The sequence below is a fragment of the Chlamydia avium 10DC88 genome, assembly GCF_000583875.1.
Lineage (GTDB): Bacteria > Chlamydiota > Chlamydiia > Chlamydiales > Chlamydiaceae > Chlamydia > Chlamydia avium.
Genome location: NZ_CP006571.1, coordinates 734,485 through 748,876 on the forward strand (window position 1 = coordinate 734,485; position 14,392 = coordinate 748,876).

A 14,392-nucleotide genomic window follows, 5' to 3' on the forward strand; every position below is an offset into this window, starting at 1 on the left:
CCAGAGAATGCACTCAACTCTCTGAAAAAATGCTACTGGAAGATGCTTTTCTCTTCAATCTATTCTCCCTAGTCCCTAAGTTAAACAAACTCCCAGAGGGTTCTTAAAGAATTTCCTATAATCTTTGACGATTTTAAAAGAAGTTGTTTAGAAGAATCTAATTGTAATCCTAAATCTCCAAAAATAGTTTTTCTTTGATCTCCAAGAATTTTTCCTCCGATATATAAAATAATAGCATGCGCTAAATTTGCTTTTATAAATGCTGTCTGCAATACAGGTCCTCCCTCAACAACAACCTGTAAAATATTTTTATTTGATAAATATTGACGTAACTCAAACAAATTGACTCTGAGATTCTGAGGTTGAGTGACCAAAACTTCGATATCACGATCTCGAAAACTATTTACATGCTTTTCAGGGCAAAGTGTTGTGGTAACATACAATGCGTTTTCTGAAGTATGAAACATACGAGCCTGGGGGGAAATCCTCCCTAAACTATCCAATACAATACGCGTAGGCTGTCTAAAATATAATTCTCCTGAATCTGTGCGTGCAGTCAACCGCGGATTATCCTGAATTACTGTTTGAGCTCCTACAATAATTGCCTGAGAAGCTGCTCGTAATTTTCCTACATCATTGCGAGCTTCTGAACACGTAATCCATTGTGATTTCCCCGAGCTATCAGCGACCTGACCATCTACCGTAGAGGCACTTTTAATCACTATCCAAGGAGATGCATAGCATCTTTGATGAAGATAAGGTTTTAATGAAAGCTCAGCATCTTCTTTGCCTAACCCCTCATAAACAAGGATTCCTGCTTTTCGTAAAGCTGCAATACCCTTACCTGAAACACGCGGATCAGGATCCATAAGTGCAACATACACATGTTTTATCCCATATTGTATTAATAAATCCACACAAGGAGGGGTACTTCCATAATGGCAACATGGCTCTAAAGTCACATACATATCGCTGCCCTTTACAGAAACTGTAGAAGAACGTATGGCCTCGCTTTCTGCATGAGGTCCACCTTTTTCTTTATGATATCCTTCTCCTATAATCTTCCCATGCTTTACAATTACACAACCCACCCAAGGATTTGGAGGAGCAGAAATTTTCCCCATTTCGCCAAGTGCAATTGCTCTTCGCATAAAAAATAGTTGTTGCTCAGAGAAATCTTCCATATACTAATGCCTAACATATAAAGGATCTAAAACAAGAGATACCAAGCATGTTGGATATAAAATTAATACGCAAGGATCCCGAAAAGTGCGAAGCTCGTCTTCGTAAAAAAGATCCTAATATTTCTTTATCCCCTATTCTTGATTTAGATAAAGAGGTCCGGCAATTAAAAACTGATGCAGAAGCTTTACAAGCACAAAGAAAAATTCTTTCAGGAAAAATCCATAAATGCAAAATGCAAAATGCTGATACTACAGTAATGATGCGCGATGTTGAAATGTTGTCTGCTGAATTATCAGAATTAGAAGAAATTCTTAAAAAGAAAAGTTCTGCCTTACACAACTTAATGGCCTGCCTCCCGAACTACCCCGAAGATGATGTCCCTGTATCTCCTGATAAAACAGGGAACCAAGTAATCAAAAACGTGGGTACTTTACCAGAATTCTCTTTCCCTCCTAAGAATCATGTAGAACTAAATCAAAAATTACAAATTTTTGATTTTAAACTACCTACAAAAACTTCTGGATCAGGATGGGTAGCTTATAAAAATCAGGGTGTTATTTTAGAATGGGCTTTACTGACATATTTAATGCACAAACAGCAATCTCATGGAATGCAACTCTGGCTCCCTCCTTTACTTGTGAGACATGATATTCTATTTGGTTCAGGACAAATACCTAAATTCGAAGGACAATACTATCGTGTAGAAGATGGAGAACAATACCGTTATCTCATTCCTACTGCAGAAGTGGTATTAAATGGTTTTCACTCTCAAGAAATCCTTAATGAAAAAGATCTTCCTATCTACTATGCAGCCTATACTCCCTGTTTCCGTAGAGAAGCTGGTGCTGCAGGAGCTAATGAACGAGGTTTGGTACGTATACATCAATTTAACAAAGTAGAAATGTTTGCTTTTACCACCCAAGATCAAGAAGAAGTAGCTTTTGGCAAAATGTTAGGTATTGTTGAAGAAATTTTAATAGAACTTCAACTTCCCTACCGTTTGTCCTTACTTTCTTCTGGAGACATGTCGTTTACAGCATCTAAAACTATTGACGCTGAAGTTTGGCTTCCAGGACAACATGCTTTCTACGAAGTTTCTTCTATTTCTAAATGTACAGACTTCCAATCTCGACGTTCAGAAACACGTTTTAAAGATAGTCACGGGAAACTCCATTTTGTTCATACTCTTAATGGTTCAGGATTAGCCACACCTCGTTTGCTTGTTGCAATTTTAGAGAATAACCAGCAAGAAGATGGTTCTATAATAATTCCTGAAGTTTTACGTCCCTACTTAGGCAATCAAGAACGATTATTTTCTGTGGAGCACTAATTCAGGCAAACACAATAATATCAGGGAGTATCCATGTCTGCTGAGAACTACTCACACTTCAAGAACCTCACTCCAGAAGAGCATTTAGAAGATATTCGAGATCGTCACCGTGTGTGTATGGGAGAACCTCACACCACAAGAAAAGGTTTTACTTATCATTTAATAAGCGATGCGCTATCTACAGGAGTATTTTTATATTTTATCAGAACACTAATCTTTTTGATTCCTGCATCTCAACTCCAACAAACTAAATTATTAATCTCCGTAGGTCTTGGCTATGTCTTTTATCATGGCTGTCTGAAAGCAAAAAAAGCCTGGTCTTACCTGGAACTCTCACATCGCTGCATAATTCAAGAAAAAGAAGAAATCGATGCTCATCCAGAAGAAGAAAAACAGGAGTTAGCGGTCATCTACCAAGGCCACGGTTTTAGATCCCCCCTCCTTGAGGAAATTGTGGACTATGTGACTTCTGATTCTACACTCCTACTGGATACCATGATTCGTGAAGAATTCCATATTTCTATGGGTAGCTTTCCTCATCCTCTACAACAGGGGGGGACACGCATGCTGGGTGGTTTCCTAGGGCTTCTGGGTTTTCTTCCCTTGGTTCTTTGTGCAAGCTATACAGTGGCAGGTATACTTTCCTCAATATTGATTGGCTTACTTTCACTAATTAAGGCTAGAATCTTGGGGAATCATGCTATTCCTGAAGTCGTGTGGACACTAGGAATTTTCATCACGTCTATCAGTATAATATGTACATGCATAAAACTATTATAATAACCTAGGTAGTATTGTGTTTTCACAACTCTTTTCCTCTCCATTTTCTCCTGAAATTTTAAATAATTTTTTTGACTCGGGAATGACCGAGGATACTAGTCCTATGTTATCTCAAGGGAACCGCTTACTCAGTCGAAATCTATCATTAAAATCCGCTTTCCTTGCACTGAGTACATACCTTCTTGGTTTGATTACCTATTGGTGTCATGCCGAAAATATCTCCCATTTATTTATTATCTTTACTTTCTTCCTTGCGGGGACTCCCGCTCTAATCACATCTTTGGATGATATTGCTAAGAAAACTATCAATATTGATATTTTGATGACATCGGCAGCATTTGGCTCTATTTTTATTGGTGGTGCTTTAGAAGGAGCTCTTCTGCTTGTATTATTTGCAATTTCTGAATCTCTAGAACAAATGGTATCAGGGAAAGCAAAGAGTACTTTATCCTCTTTGAAACATTTAGCTCCTACAATTGCTTGGGTTGTTCGTGAAGGGGGTAATCTACATAAAGTACCTGTGAATCAAGTGCAAGTTGGGGACATCATTTGCATTAAAAGTGGCGAGATTGTACCCCTAGATGGACAAATTATTCATGGATCCTCATCTATTAATCTTATGCATCTTACGGGAGAGAAAACACCAAAATTCTGTAAGGAAGGATCTATTGTTCCTGCGGGGGCACATAACCTCGAAGGAAGCTTTAATCTTCGTGTGTTAAAAACAGGAGCCGATTCTACAATTGCTCATATCATTAACCTTGTAATTCAAGCACAGAAATCTAAACCTCGGCTACAACAACGTTTAGATAAATATTCTTCAAAATATGCCATTACGATTTTTACGATTTCCATAGCCATTGCTGTTTTACTCCCCCTATTTACTTCGATTCCTTTTTTAGGATCTCACAGTGCATTATATCGTGCTCTAGCATTTTTAATTGCTGCTTCTCCATGTGCTTTAATCATAGCAATTCCTATAGCGTATTTAAGCGCTATCAATGCCTGTGCTAAACACGGGGTGCTCTTAAAGGGAGGCGTTGTGTTAGATCGTTTAGCATCGTGTAATTCTATTGTTATGGATAAAACAGGAACATTAACTACAGGAAATCTTACTTGTATAAGATGTGAAACTTTTGGCCCGGATAATCCTGATTTTCTACCTTCTATACTAGCTTTAGAACAATCCTCGACTCATCCTATTGCAGAAGCCATTGTTACATTCTTAACAAATAAACATATTACTCCTCGACTTGCAGATCAATATCATACAATTCCTGGACAAGGTGTACGTGGAATTTTTCAAGGGGAAGAAGCTTTTGTTGGTAGAGTCCATACTGCTTTGCACAATATCCCCTCCAGCTATATTCAAGAAATAGAACAACGTATTGCCTTAGCAAGGCAAAGAGGAGAAATTTGTTCTCTTGCTTATTTAAGTTCACATTATGCTCTTTTTTATTTTAAAGATACGCCTCGACCTAACGCAAAAGAAATCGTGCAAGAATTAAAAAAAGAAGGGTATGCCATTAGTATGCTCACTGGTGATCACCACATCAGTGCTCAAAACACAGCAAAACTCCTAGGGATTTCTGAAGTATTTTCTGATTTATCCCCTGATGACAAATTATATAAAATACGAGAGCTTGCTGAACAACGAAATATTCTTATGGTAGGTGATGGGGTAAATGATGCCCCGGCCTTAGCACAGGCAACAGTGGGTGTTGCTATGGGAGAAGCAGGCAGCGCTACTGCTATAGAGGCTGCGGATATTGTTCTTCTTCATGATAATATTGCCTCTCTTCCTTGGATAATTCGAAAATCTAAACAAACACGGAAAATCGTCACACAAAATCTGGGATTAGCTCTTTTGATCATTCTCTTAGTTTCTTGGCCAGCATCGCTAGGAATTATTCCTTTATGGCTTGCCGTGATTCTTCATGAAGGAAGTACGATTGTAGTAGGTCTTAATGCCCTACGCCTACTGAAGTAAATTAATATTTGGCAAACCTCCGACTATAAATACTTTGTAAAATTCCTAGGGAAGCCATGGTGGAGATCACCGAAGACCCTCCATAAGACACTAGAACTAAAGGCACTCCTGTAATAGGTAAGAGCCCACACATCATACTGATATTAATTAAAACATGCATAGCAATGTATACGGTAATACCGGCAGCCAGGAGTCTTCCGAAATCATCCACAGCAGCAGCAACAGTACGACAACCAAAACAAATTAATGAGTAAAATAGCCATAACGTGAAAAACAAACCAATCAATCCGAACTCTTCCCCTAAGGCTGAAAATACTGAATCGGTATATCCGTAAGGTAACCAACCTCTCCCTGCGAACTCTCCCGACTTCCAACCACGTCCTTTGACTCCTCCTAAGCCAATAGAAATTAAAGAAGCACGTTGGTGATGATTAGATGGGCTCAAACGTTCATATTGATATTCCTTGATGATCTTTAGAGCATAGGGTTTAACCCTATCATGAGGAATAATCCCAGAAAAAATAAGTAAGGAACAAAAAACACCTAAGCCAGCAATAATAGAACATATCTTAACAAATAAAGGATGAATATTCCCTAAATAAAAAATAGCTAATGCTATAGGGCATAAAACGAGTGCTGTTCCCAAATCAGGTTCCTTAAAAATCAATAAAAAAGGGAGTCCTACTACAAGACAAGCGAGAACTGCCGTCATTTTAGATTCTATTACTGACTTACGTGCATCTAAAACATAGCTCAACATAATTACAACAATTAGCTTAGCGTACTCCGATGGTTGTACGCTTAAGTTAATGAAAGGAATCTTATACCATCGATGTACATTTTGAACCGTAGGTACAAAAAACAATCCTACAAGACTTAAAACCATTAAAAAGTAAAGAAACCAAGCCCAATTTCTTAGTTTATGGTAATCCAGGTACATACAGATTGTAAAAGCTACCCATCCTAAAGCAAAATGGCGGATTTGCATAAGGCTCTTTTTAGTAAAAATCCCCTTAGAAGATATAATAAATGTTGCAGATGAATCCATTGAAGAAATGACAATTACACTAATTACCATTAGTAAAATAATGATAAAAAACACCCAAAAATCAACATGACTGAAATATCTAATGTTTCTCATAATACTTAATCTTAAAAGAATAGAATTACTTTTAAAAATATGAAAATTGTGTATTACGAAATAGCAGAAACTCCATCCACAAATGAAACAGCAAAACAACTCATGCATCTTTGGAATCCCTGTGCTCTTACTATTGTCTCTACGCAAAATCAAACAAAGGGCAAAGGAAAATTTAATCGCTCTTGGGTATCTTCTAACAAAGATATTACCCTATCACTATGCTTTTTCATTACAGAGTTAAATATTGATAGTAGTCGATTATTTCGTTTAGGAACAGAAGTAGTTTCCCGCTGCCTAAACGATTTACGAATCCCCCAGGCTATGATAAAATGGCCAAATGATATTTTAGTAAATGGAAAGAAACTCTGTGGAGTTCTGAGTGAAACCCTTCCTATTCAAGGGTACCTAGGAGTTATTTTGGGGATAGGAATTAACGGAAATAGCACGTCAGAAGATCTATCTATCATCCAACAACCAGCGACTTCCTTAGCTATGCTCCTTAACCATACAATTGATTTAGAAGAAGTCAGGGATATCTTAGCCTACCATGCCCAAACAATAATTTCCCAATCATTCCCTCACACATTAGCGAGAGAAACTCACTGCAGGCAAATCTAAAAAACAAAAGATTTTAGAAACTAACCAAAATGTGGGTCGCGATCGGTATCGTAAATACTTCTCCACAGCTTGTTCATAGGCCGTAGATTCAAAAGCAAATAAATTATCATTTGCCCAAAAGTCTTCTATAGATTGAATAATTTCTCTTTCGCCTCTATCTTGTAAAGAATCTAGAATTTCTTGAAGCAATTCCCGCTGAGTATCTTCCATTTCTTTAAAAGCAAAGAGAATATCATACCCGTATTTTAAAAACTGTTTCCAAGAAATACTGTGGTATTGAGTAAGGAAGGCGATTTCCTGAGATAAACGTGCTGTAGGATATCCTCCGAGAGCAGCTAAGGAAAGTAATGCCTGTCGTTTAGCAATGGCATGACGACTTAAAGCCACCCAAGACAGTAATACAGTTTTAATAAGATAATATAACTGACAATAAGCACCTAAAACAGCACCAAAACAAACACTAATAAACACGACGGAAAAGAGTATTGCTACCGGTTGCATAAAAAAACTAAATTCAAAAATCGGAAGTATTTGCTAAAATCTCAGCATCTGTAAGTTCACGGTATTCCCCATAGGGGAGCCCTCCAAGAACTAAACTGCCTATACGAATACGTTTTAATTCCAGTAGGGGGAGTCCTGCAGCCTCTGCAAATAAACGAATCTCGTGTTTTTTCCCCTCATTAACAACAATTTTAATTGTTCCACGGCGGACTTTCTCTACAGAAACCGGACGTACCCTCTTACCATCAATTATAGCTCCTTCCATTAAATCTTGAAGATTTTTCCCCGTAACATCACGATTGACCTTGAGCAAATACTCTTTTGTAATACCAAAGGAAGGATGTATTATCTTATTAGCAAATTCCCCATCATTAGTTACTAAAAGCAATCCTGATGTCTCCTTATCTAATCTCCCTACAGTAAATACTCGGTAGGGAAGATGCGAAAACAAGTCAATCACCAATTTCGAACCTGTGAACTTTCTCTCCGAAGAACACACATATCCCAAAGGCTTATGTACCATAAAATATACTTTCTTCGTTTTCCCAACGCGGTGACCATTTACTTTTACAGTATCCTTTTCCTCATCTATTAATACAAAAGGCCCCGGAGCCACACGACCGTTCACTAATACATGTCCTGAAAAAATGATTTCGTCACATTTCCTTCGCGAGGCGATTCCTGCGGAGGCTAAAAATTTATTAAGACGCACTTTAACCATGATTTTCTCCATTCGAAGCTTATATTTTGCCTAAGATGGGGTATAGAGGTCTATAGTTCTTTAAAATTATAAAAAATATTGTCATGAATATTCTTTATTCTAGACAAAAGTTTCTTTGTCTCTATGCTTATACTTAGTCTCACTATATCGGAAAGCTATGTCATTTCTTATTCTACTAAGACACGGGAAATCTGTTTGGAACGAAAAAAATCTTTTTACAGGATGGGTAGATATACCCCTCAGCCAACAAGGTATAGATGAAGCCATACAGGCTGGGAAAATAATCCAAGATTATCCCATTGACTATATTTTCACTTCTTCCCTTATAAGAAGTCTCATGACTGCATTACTTGCTATGACTCATCACCGTTCTAAGAAAATTCCCTACATCATCCATAAAGACGAACAACATGATCTCATGAGTAAGATTTATAGTGATGAAGAAAAAAATATGATTCCTCTGTATTGCTCTAGCGCATTAAACGAAAGAATGTACGGGGAGCTCCAAGGGAAAAACAAAGAAGAAACAGTAAAGCAATTTGGAGAAGAACAAGTACGATTATGGAGGAGAAGTTACAAAGTTGCTCCTCCTAATGGAGAAAGTCTTTATAATACGGGGGAAAGAACTATTCCTTATTTTCAAAAAAATATTTTCCCACTACTGAAATCAGGGAAGCATGTATTTGTCTCTGCTCATGGGAATTCCTTGCGATCTCTAATTATGGCTATAGAAAAATTAAGTGAAGAAGAGGTACTCTCTTTAGAGATACCAACAGGTAAACCCTTAATATATTCATGGACAAACCACAGCTTCGAACGACATCACGAACTATCTGGTTAAACAACCAGCAAGCAATTCCTCCTTCAGCAGCGGTGCGAGAAGACTTTATATTGTATGCGGATCCTTTTTCTCTCACTCCTTCATCATCTTTAAGACTTCTTAACGATACGGAAGAAATTGCTCGCAAACTTGTGGGATGCTCGGAGTCTACACATTCTTTTCATTTTGTCCCCCACTTCCCCCACTCTACAGCAATTATTGTAGCTGTGCTATTAGAAAATCTTAATTATTTTCATGGAAAAAATCACCTGCTAGTTTCTTCTCACGAACAACAATATATTGTCGATGCTATTTCCCATCGCCAGGGTCTCGGAGTAACTTATGATTGGGTAACAGTAAATTCCTCAGGAAGAATATCATCTGATCAACTTATTGATTCCCTCACACCACAGACCTTACTATTTTCGTTATCGGCGGCTAATGGTATGACAGGACTCATTGAACCTATTCATGAGCTTCAACCCCTATGCCAAGACCGTGGTGTGATACTACATCTTGACCTTTGTGATATTCTGGGACGTGCTCCCATAACTCCTGATATGCTCAATGCGGATATTCTTACTTTCTCCTCAATATCTTTAGGAGGAATTGGAAACCTAGGAGGAATGTTTATAAAAAAATCTCTGAGCCGATTTTTCCACTTATGGCTACCTAGAGAAGAATCAGGGCCTTTATGTCTGGCATCAGTATCTGCAATGAAAACTGCTTGTCAAGAAAGGCTTTCATCATATTCATCACTCATGTTGGCATCTATAAATCTACGTAATAAACTTATCCAAGCACTACAAGCGACTTCTTTAGATGTGCAGTTTCTTTTTCCTGAATTAGAAAATAAGCTTCCTAATGTTTTGATCGCTACCTTTCCCGATATTCCTGCAGAAAGCTTAGCATTTTTTCTCCATCAGAGAAGCATTTATCCTGGCATAGGTTATGAACGCTTCCCCCCTCTCTCCCAGATACTACAAAATTGTGGGATTTCTCCTTTTCTCTGCCATGAAGCTTTACATTTTTCCTTCACAGAAAGAACAAAAGACACACAATTTTCCATGCTAAGCGAGGCTATTCAAGAAGGAAGCGCACATTTACAACCCGCACTAACGAGTTCCGTATGACAGTTCCTTTTCAACCCACAGCCTCATGGACATACATATCACCTAAAGTCATGAAAACATTTCACAAGTTTTATTGTGCTGGGGTATTTTCTACAGAAGATGCAGAAATCAAAAATGCTCACCTAGTCATTGGGAATCAAGGGCATCGACTCATGGGGAACCTTGTTGTCTTCTATTGGCTAGTGGATAAGACTAATGGCAAGATTCTTGATGCAAAATTTCAATATTTCGGTCACCCCTTTCTTCTCGTTTTAGCGGAGACCACATGCAATTTAGTTACAGGGAAAACCTATGCTCAAGCATATAATCTATCGGTAAATGATATAGATACAGAATTACGTTCACATAAGGAAGTGCCTGCGCTCCCAGAACTTTATGCTCCACTATACCATTGCATTATTGATGCCTTGGATGTCGCTGCTCAACAATGTATGGATATTTCAGTAGAAGACGGCTCCTTGCCATTAAATAATGCTCTCCTTACTCATGATTTTGAAAACGCAAATCCTTTTACTCAAGAAGAATGGGAAACTTTATCTTTAGAAGCAAAATTACAAACATTACGCTCCGTAACAGAAGAAAAGATTGCCCCTTATATAGCTTTGGATAGTGGTGGTGTAACAATAGAACATCTTGAAGGGAACGTAGTAACCATCTCTTATACAGGGAACTGCTCTGGATGCTTTTCAGCCATAGGATCTACACTAAATTCTATAGGTGAATTATTACGTGCTTATGTGTACGGTGAATTACAAATTAAAGTAAATGAAGCATCTCTAGATTTTTCACAATCACACCATTCTAATATAGATTATTAGCTTTTAAAGCTCCTGAATTGTCAATAATTCACATTTTTTGTAAAGAATAATGAAATGTTAATAATCCAATAATTATTTCATTATTGTCTTGAGGATTTTTGTGCTTTTTCAATTCTTAAAAAAGAAATGTGTGTCCTTAGGGGTTTCTCCTCTAAGTCTTTTAGCTATTCTATCTATTTTAAGTTGCGCATTCTTTTTGAACAAAACTTCCTCATCTTCGACACCTACTACAAAGCTAACACCAGAAAAAAAATCTTCAATGTGGTTTCAATTTAGCCAAGTAGGCAATCTAAAATTCCTAGAGTCTTTAGCTAAAAAAGAACAAATAGAAAAAGATTTAACAACCTTTCAATCTATAGCAAGTGCCACAGTTGCATTATCTTTACCTTCTGAAGAGGACATACTAACCCCAAAGCAAATATCTGTTATTCTCACTCCTCATAAAAATGAGCAACTCTCTCCCTCACTCTTGTTATCAATAATTGATTATTTATTAAGTAGTTTCCCAGGCCTTAAGAAAGAAAATATCACTCTTTCTGATACTCTAGGAAATACCTATTCTCCTGGAGAAATTGCGCCATCATCTCTATTACTTGCCACATGTAAAGGATATTTAGAAAAAATTTTCCCTAAGGAACATTTTGCCTTAACCTACGTACGTACAAAACAACATCCCACTATACAGTTAACAATCAATGAAAAATATCTAGAAAAGCTCTCCAAAGAAGTTAAAAACAACCTACTCATTCATACTGAAGAGAATATGAAAAAAATCTGCGGAGATCTCTGCTCTATCACTATTGAGCTTTTTCCTTTCTCCCCTAATACCACAAAAAAATCTCCTCTACATACTATCCTCATAGGCATTTTGATTTTATTTTCAAGTTTGGGAATCATTGCTTTAGCAAGTTTTTACCTTGCATTTTATGCCTACGAAAAGATCCCTGCGGAATCTAAAAAAATAAAACAAGGAATAAATATTACAAAGCTGGTAGAGGTATTACAAAAAGAATCCCCTGAAAAAATTGGGCTTATTCTTTCTTATTTAGATCCTAAAAAAGCTAATGAACTTCTTAATAAATTGCCCGAAGATATTAAAAATAAAATAATGAAATTATATAAATATTAAGAATTAGGTATGTCCGTGATACTGTCTCCATCCTCTGGTTCGTTATCCAACATCGAAAACACATCTACAGATAGCCATTGGGAAAAAGACTTTCATGAAGCTTTCCCAGAAGGAGAAAGCTCAGATCATAACAAATCTCCTCAAGAATTGCTATCTCTAATACAAATCTTCCGAAAATTGTCTCTACATATGCTTGCAGAAATAGAGAAAATCCCTAAACAACTTAAAACAGAACTCATTGAACTTGCTATTCTGACTTGTGAAAAATTCCTCTATAGAAAATTAGATAATAGTGAGGAACTTGCTTTACTCATTTCCTCTGCCTTACAGCAACATATAACACTAAAGTCGCTATCTCCCGTGAAGATTTTTCTCCATCCTGATGACCACAAAAAACTCATCGATTGGCTAGCTACACATGAAATCCCTATCATCAAACATGCAGAGTTTTTACCCGACATGTCCTGCAAAAAATCAGGATATAAAATTGAAATTCCCTCAGGAATCTTAAGACAAGAAATTGGAGAAGAACTAGATCACCTGCTTTCTGTTTTAACAGCATGACAAACTTAGATTACGAAAAAATTCAACTCCATTATTGGCAACCCTACCGCACATGTGGGCTTCTGTCTAAAGTATCTGGGAACCTCCTAGAAGCTCAAGGCTTGTCTGCCTGTTTGGGAGAACTATGCCAAATCCAATCGCAGAAATACCCGAATCTCCTAGCAGAAGTGATTGGTTTTCATAACCAAACCACCTTACTTATGTCTCTATCTCCTATGCACCATGTTGCCATAGGGACAGAAGTCATTCCTCTACGTCGCCCTCCTTCTTTGCATCTTTCTGATAGTCTACTAGGAAGAGTTATTGATGCTTTTGGGAATCCTTTAGATAATAAAGGTAACCTTCCAAAAACACGTATTCAACCACTAATTTCCTCTCCTCCTCCTCCTTTATCACGTAAGCCTGTGCAAGAAATTTTTCCTACAGGAATTAAAGCAATTGATGCTTTTTTAACCTTGGGAAAAGGACAGCGTATCGGAGTATTCTCAGAACCTGGGAGCGGAAAATCTTCTTTATTATCTGCGATAGCTACAGGATCCCAATCTACTATTAATGTAATTGCACTTATTGGTGAAAGAGGTAAGGAAGTCCGTGAATATATAGAACAACATTCGTTAGGATTAAAGCAGCAGCGAACAATTATCCTAACCTCTCCTGCGCATGAAACAGCACCTACGAAAGTAATTGCTGGGCGTGCGGCAATGACAATAGCTGAATATTTTCGAGACCAGGGGAATGACGTATTATTTATTATGGATTCTTTATCAAGATGGATTGCAGCCCTACAAGAAGTAGCTCTAGCAACAGGAGAAACGTTAACCGCCCACCATTATGCAGCCTCAGTATTTTACCATGTGTCAGAATTCACAGAGCGTGCAGGAAATAATGATCGTGGATCTATCACCGCATTGTATGCAATCTTACATTACTCAGACCATCCTGATATTTTCACTGATTATTTAAAATCTCTCTTAGATGGGCATTTCTTCCTCACCGACCACGGAAAAGCTTTTTCATCTCCACCCATTGACATTTTATCTAGCTTATCTAGATCTGCAAAAAAACTCTCTTTACCTCATCACTATGCGGCTGCAGAGAAACTCCGTGCATTATTAAAAACATATCATGAGGCCTTAGATATCATCCAATTAGGAGCTTATGTCCCAGGACAAGATAAAGACTTAGATGAAGCAATTAAAATCCTTCCTAGTATAAAAAATTTCCTATCCCAACCTTTATCAAGTTACTATCAACTAGAAAACACATTAAAAGAGCTAGAGGATTTAGGAAATATTGAATAGAAAACTCACTTGCCTGTCAGCATTATTAAAAAGAGAAATTTGCGATTTTGCATCGAAAATACAATACTTAAAAAACAAAAAATATTATCTATCTCAACAACTTACTCAGATTAAAGAACATATGATGCTGATTGCCAACATCAGGAAAGAGCAATTTTTATATCGTAATAATACTGAACATCAAACTTCTCTCTTAGAACACTTGCAAACATTACAAGCATCTATTTATAAACATCGCCAAATCTGCTGTAAACACCTGCAAGAGCGCCAGGGTCAGCTATTAGCAATAATTCATCGTAGAAAAATCATCGAAAAGATCAAGAATAACAAGTATTCTAACACTAAGAGATAGGAACGCAAG

15 protein-coding genes are annotated in these 14,392 nt (G+C 37.3%); 11 read left to right on the top strand and 4 right to left on the bottom strand.

Annotated elements, in window-relative coordinates:
* Nucleotides 1-80 precede the first annotated feature (80 nt).
* Complete coding sequence (gene ribD, locus RT28_RS03240; RefSeq protein WP_038500868.1) at nucleotides 81-1,184, bottom strand: bifunctional diaminohydroxyphosphoribosylaminopyrimidine deaminase/5-amino-6-(5-phosphoribosylamino)uracil reductase RibD; 1,104 nt, start codon at nucleotides 1,182-1,184, stop codon at nucleotides 81-83.
* Between the two features lie 47 nt (nucleotides 1,185-1,231).
* Here ribD and serS point away from each other — a divergent pair, with 47 nt between their 5' ends.
* From serS to RT28_RS03255, 3 genes are read left to right on the top strand one after another with little or no spacing between them, the layout of a single operon-like run.
* Complete coding sequence (serS, locus tag RT28_RS03245) at nucleotides 1,232-2,515, top strand: serine--tRNA ligase (RefSeq protein ID WP_020355589.1); 1,284 nt, start codon at nucleotides 1,232-1,234, stop codon at nucleotides 2,513-2,515.
* 33 nt (nucleotides 2,516-2,548) lie between these two features.
* Nucleotides 2,549-3,295, top strand: a complete 747-nt coding sequence (locus tag RT28_RS03250) for a VIT1/CCC1 transporter family protein (RefSeq protein ID WP_038500871.1) — start codon at nucleotides 2,549-2,551, stop codon at nucleotides 3,293-3,295.
* 16 nt (nucleotides 3,296-3,311) lie between these two features.
* A complete protein-coding gene (locus RT28_RS03255) occupies nucleotides 3,312-5,285 on the top strand; it encodes a cation-translocating P-type ATPase (RefSeq protein WP_020355591.1) in 1,974 nt (657 codons plus the stop codon).
* 1 nt (nucleotide 5,286) lies between these two features.
* Here RT28_RS03255 and RT28_RS03260 read toward each other — a convergent pair whose 3' ends face one another.
* Nucleotides 5,287-6,426 (bottom strand): FtsW/RodA/SpoVE family cell cycle protein, encoded by a 1,140-nt coding sequence (locus RT28_RS03260; RefSeq protein WP_020355592.1) that lies wholly within the window; start codon nucleotides 6,424-6,426, stop codon nucleotides 5,287-5,289.
* A 39-nt stretch (nucleotides 6,427-6,465) separates the two neighbouring features.
* Here RT28_RS03260 and RT28_RS03265 point away from each other — a divergent pair, with 39 nt between their 5' ends.
* On the top strand, nucleotides 6,466-7,044 hold the full coding sequence (locus tag RT28_RS03265; protein ID WP_035392681.1) for a biotin--[acetyl-CoA-carboxylase] ligase: 579 nt from the start codon (nucleotides 6,466-6,468) through the stop codon (nucleotides 7,042-7,044).
* On the opposite strand, the gene RT28_RS03270 is transcribed toward RT28_RS03265, so the two are convergent.
* On the bottom strand, nucleotides 7,012-7,545 hold the full coding sequence (locus tag RT28_RS03270; protein WP_035392682.1) for a hypothetical protein: 534 nt from the start codon (nucleotides 7,543-7,545) through the stop codon (nucleotides 7,012-7,014). The genes RT28_RS03265 and RT28_RS03270 overlap by 33 nt on opposite strands.
* A 13-nt stretch (nucleotides 7,546-7,558) precedes the next feature.
* Nucleotides 7,559-8,266, bottom strand: a complete 708-nt coding sequence (locus tag RT28_RS03275) for a pseudouridine synthase (protein ID WP_020355595.1) — start codon at nucleotides 8,264-8,266, stop codon at nucleotides 7,559-7,561.
* 157 nt (nucleotides 8,267-8,423) lie between these two features.
* Between RT28_RS03275 and RT28_RS03280 the strand changes: the two genes are divergently transcribed.
* From RT28_RS03280 to RT28_RS03310, 7 genes are all read left to right on the top strand, one after another.
* On the top strand, nucleotides 8,424-9,107 hold the full coding sequence (locus tag RT28_RS03280; RefSeq protein ID WP_020355596.1) for a 2,3-bisphosphoglycerate-dependent phosphoglycerate mutase: 684 nt from the start codon (nucleotides 8,424-8,426) through the stop codon (nucleotides 9,105-9,107).
* A complete protein-coding gene (locus RT28_RS03285) occupies nucleotides 9,062-10,219 on the top strand; it encodes an aminotransferase class V-fold PLP-dependent enzyme (RefSeq protein WP_020359146.1) in 1,158 nt (385 codons plus the stop codon). Before RT28_RS03280 ends, RT28_RS03285 begins: the two co-directional genes overlap by 46 nt.
* Complete coding sequence (locus RT28_RS03290; protein ID WP_038500876.1) at nucleotides 10,216-11,037, top strand: iron-sulfur cluster assembly scaffold protein; 822 nt, start codon at nucleotides 10,216-10,218, stop codon at nucleotides 11,035-11,037. The genes RT28_RS03285 and RT28_RS03290 overlap by 4 nt, the downstream gene beginning before the upstream one ends.
* Before the next feature lie 100 nt (nucleotides 11,038-11,137).
* Nucleotides 11,138-12,166 (top strand): secretory of YscJ/FliF family protein, encoded by a 1,029-nt coding sequence (locus tag RT28_RS03295; RefSeq protein WP_020355599.1) that lies wholly within the window; start codon nucleotides 11,138-11,140, stop codon nucleotides 12,164-12,166.
* Between the two features lie 21 nt (nucleotides 12,167-12,187).
* Entirely contained in the window at nucleotides 12,188-12,730 is a 543-nt protein-coding gene (locus tag RT28_RS03300; RefSeq protein ID WP_174362036.1) for a FliH/SctL family protein, read from the top strand.
* Nucleotides 12,727-14,031, top strand: a complete 1,305-nt coding sequence (locus tag RT28_RS03305) for a FliI/YscN family ATPase (RefSeq protein ID WP_020355601.1) — start codon at nucleotides 12,727-12,729, stop codon at nucleotides 14,029-14,031. The genes RT28_RS03300 and RT28_RS03305 overlap by 4 nt, the downstream gene beginning before the upstream one ends.
* A complete protein-coding gene (locus tag RT28_RS03310; protein ID WP_020355602.1) occupies nucleotides 14,024-14,383 on the top strand; it encodes a hypothetical protein in 360 nt (119 codons plus the stop codon). The genes RT28_RS03305 and RT28_RS03310 overlap by 8 nt, the downstream gene beginning before the upstream one ends.
* The last annotated feature ends 9 nt before the right edge of the window (nucleotides 14,384-14,392 follow it).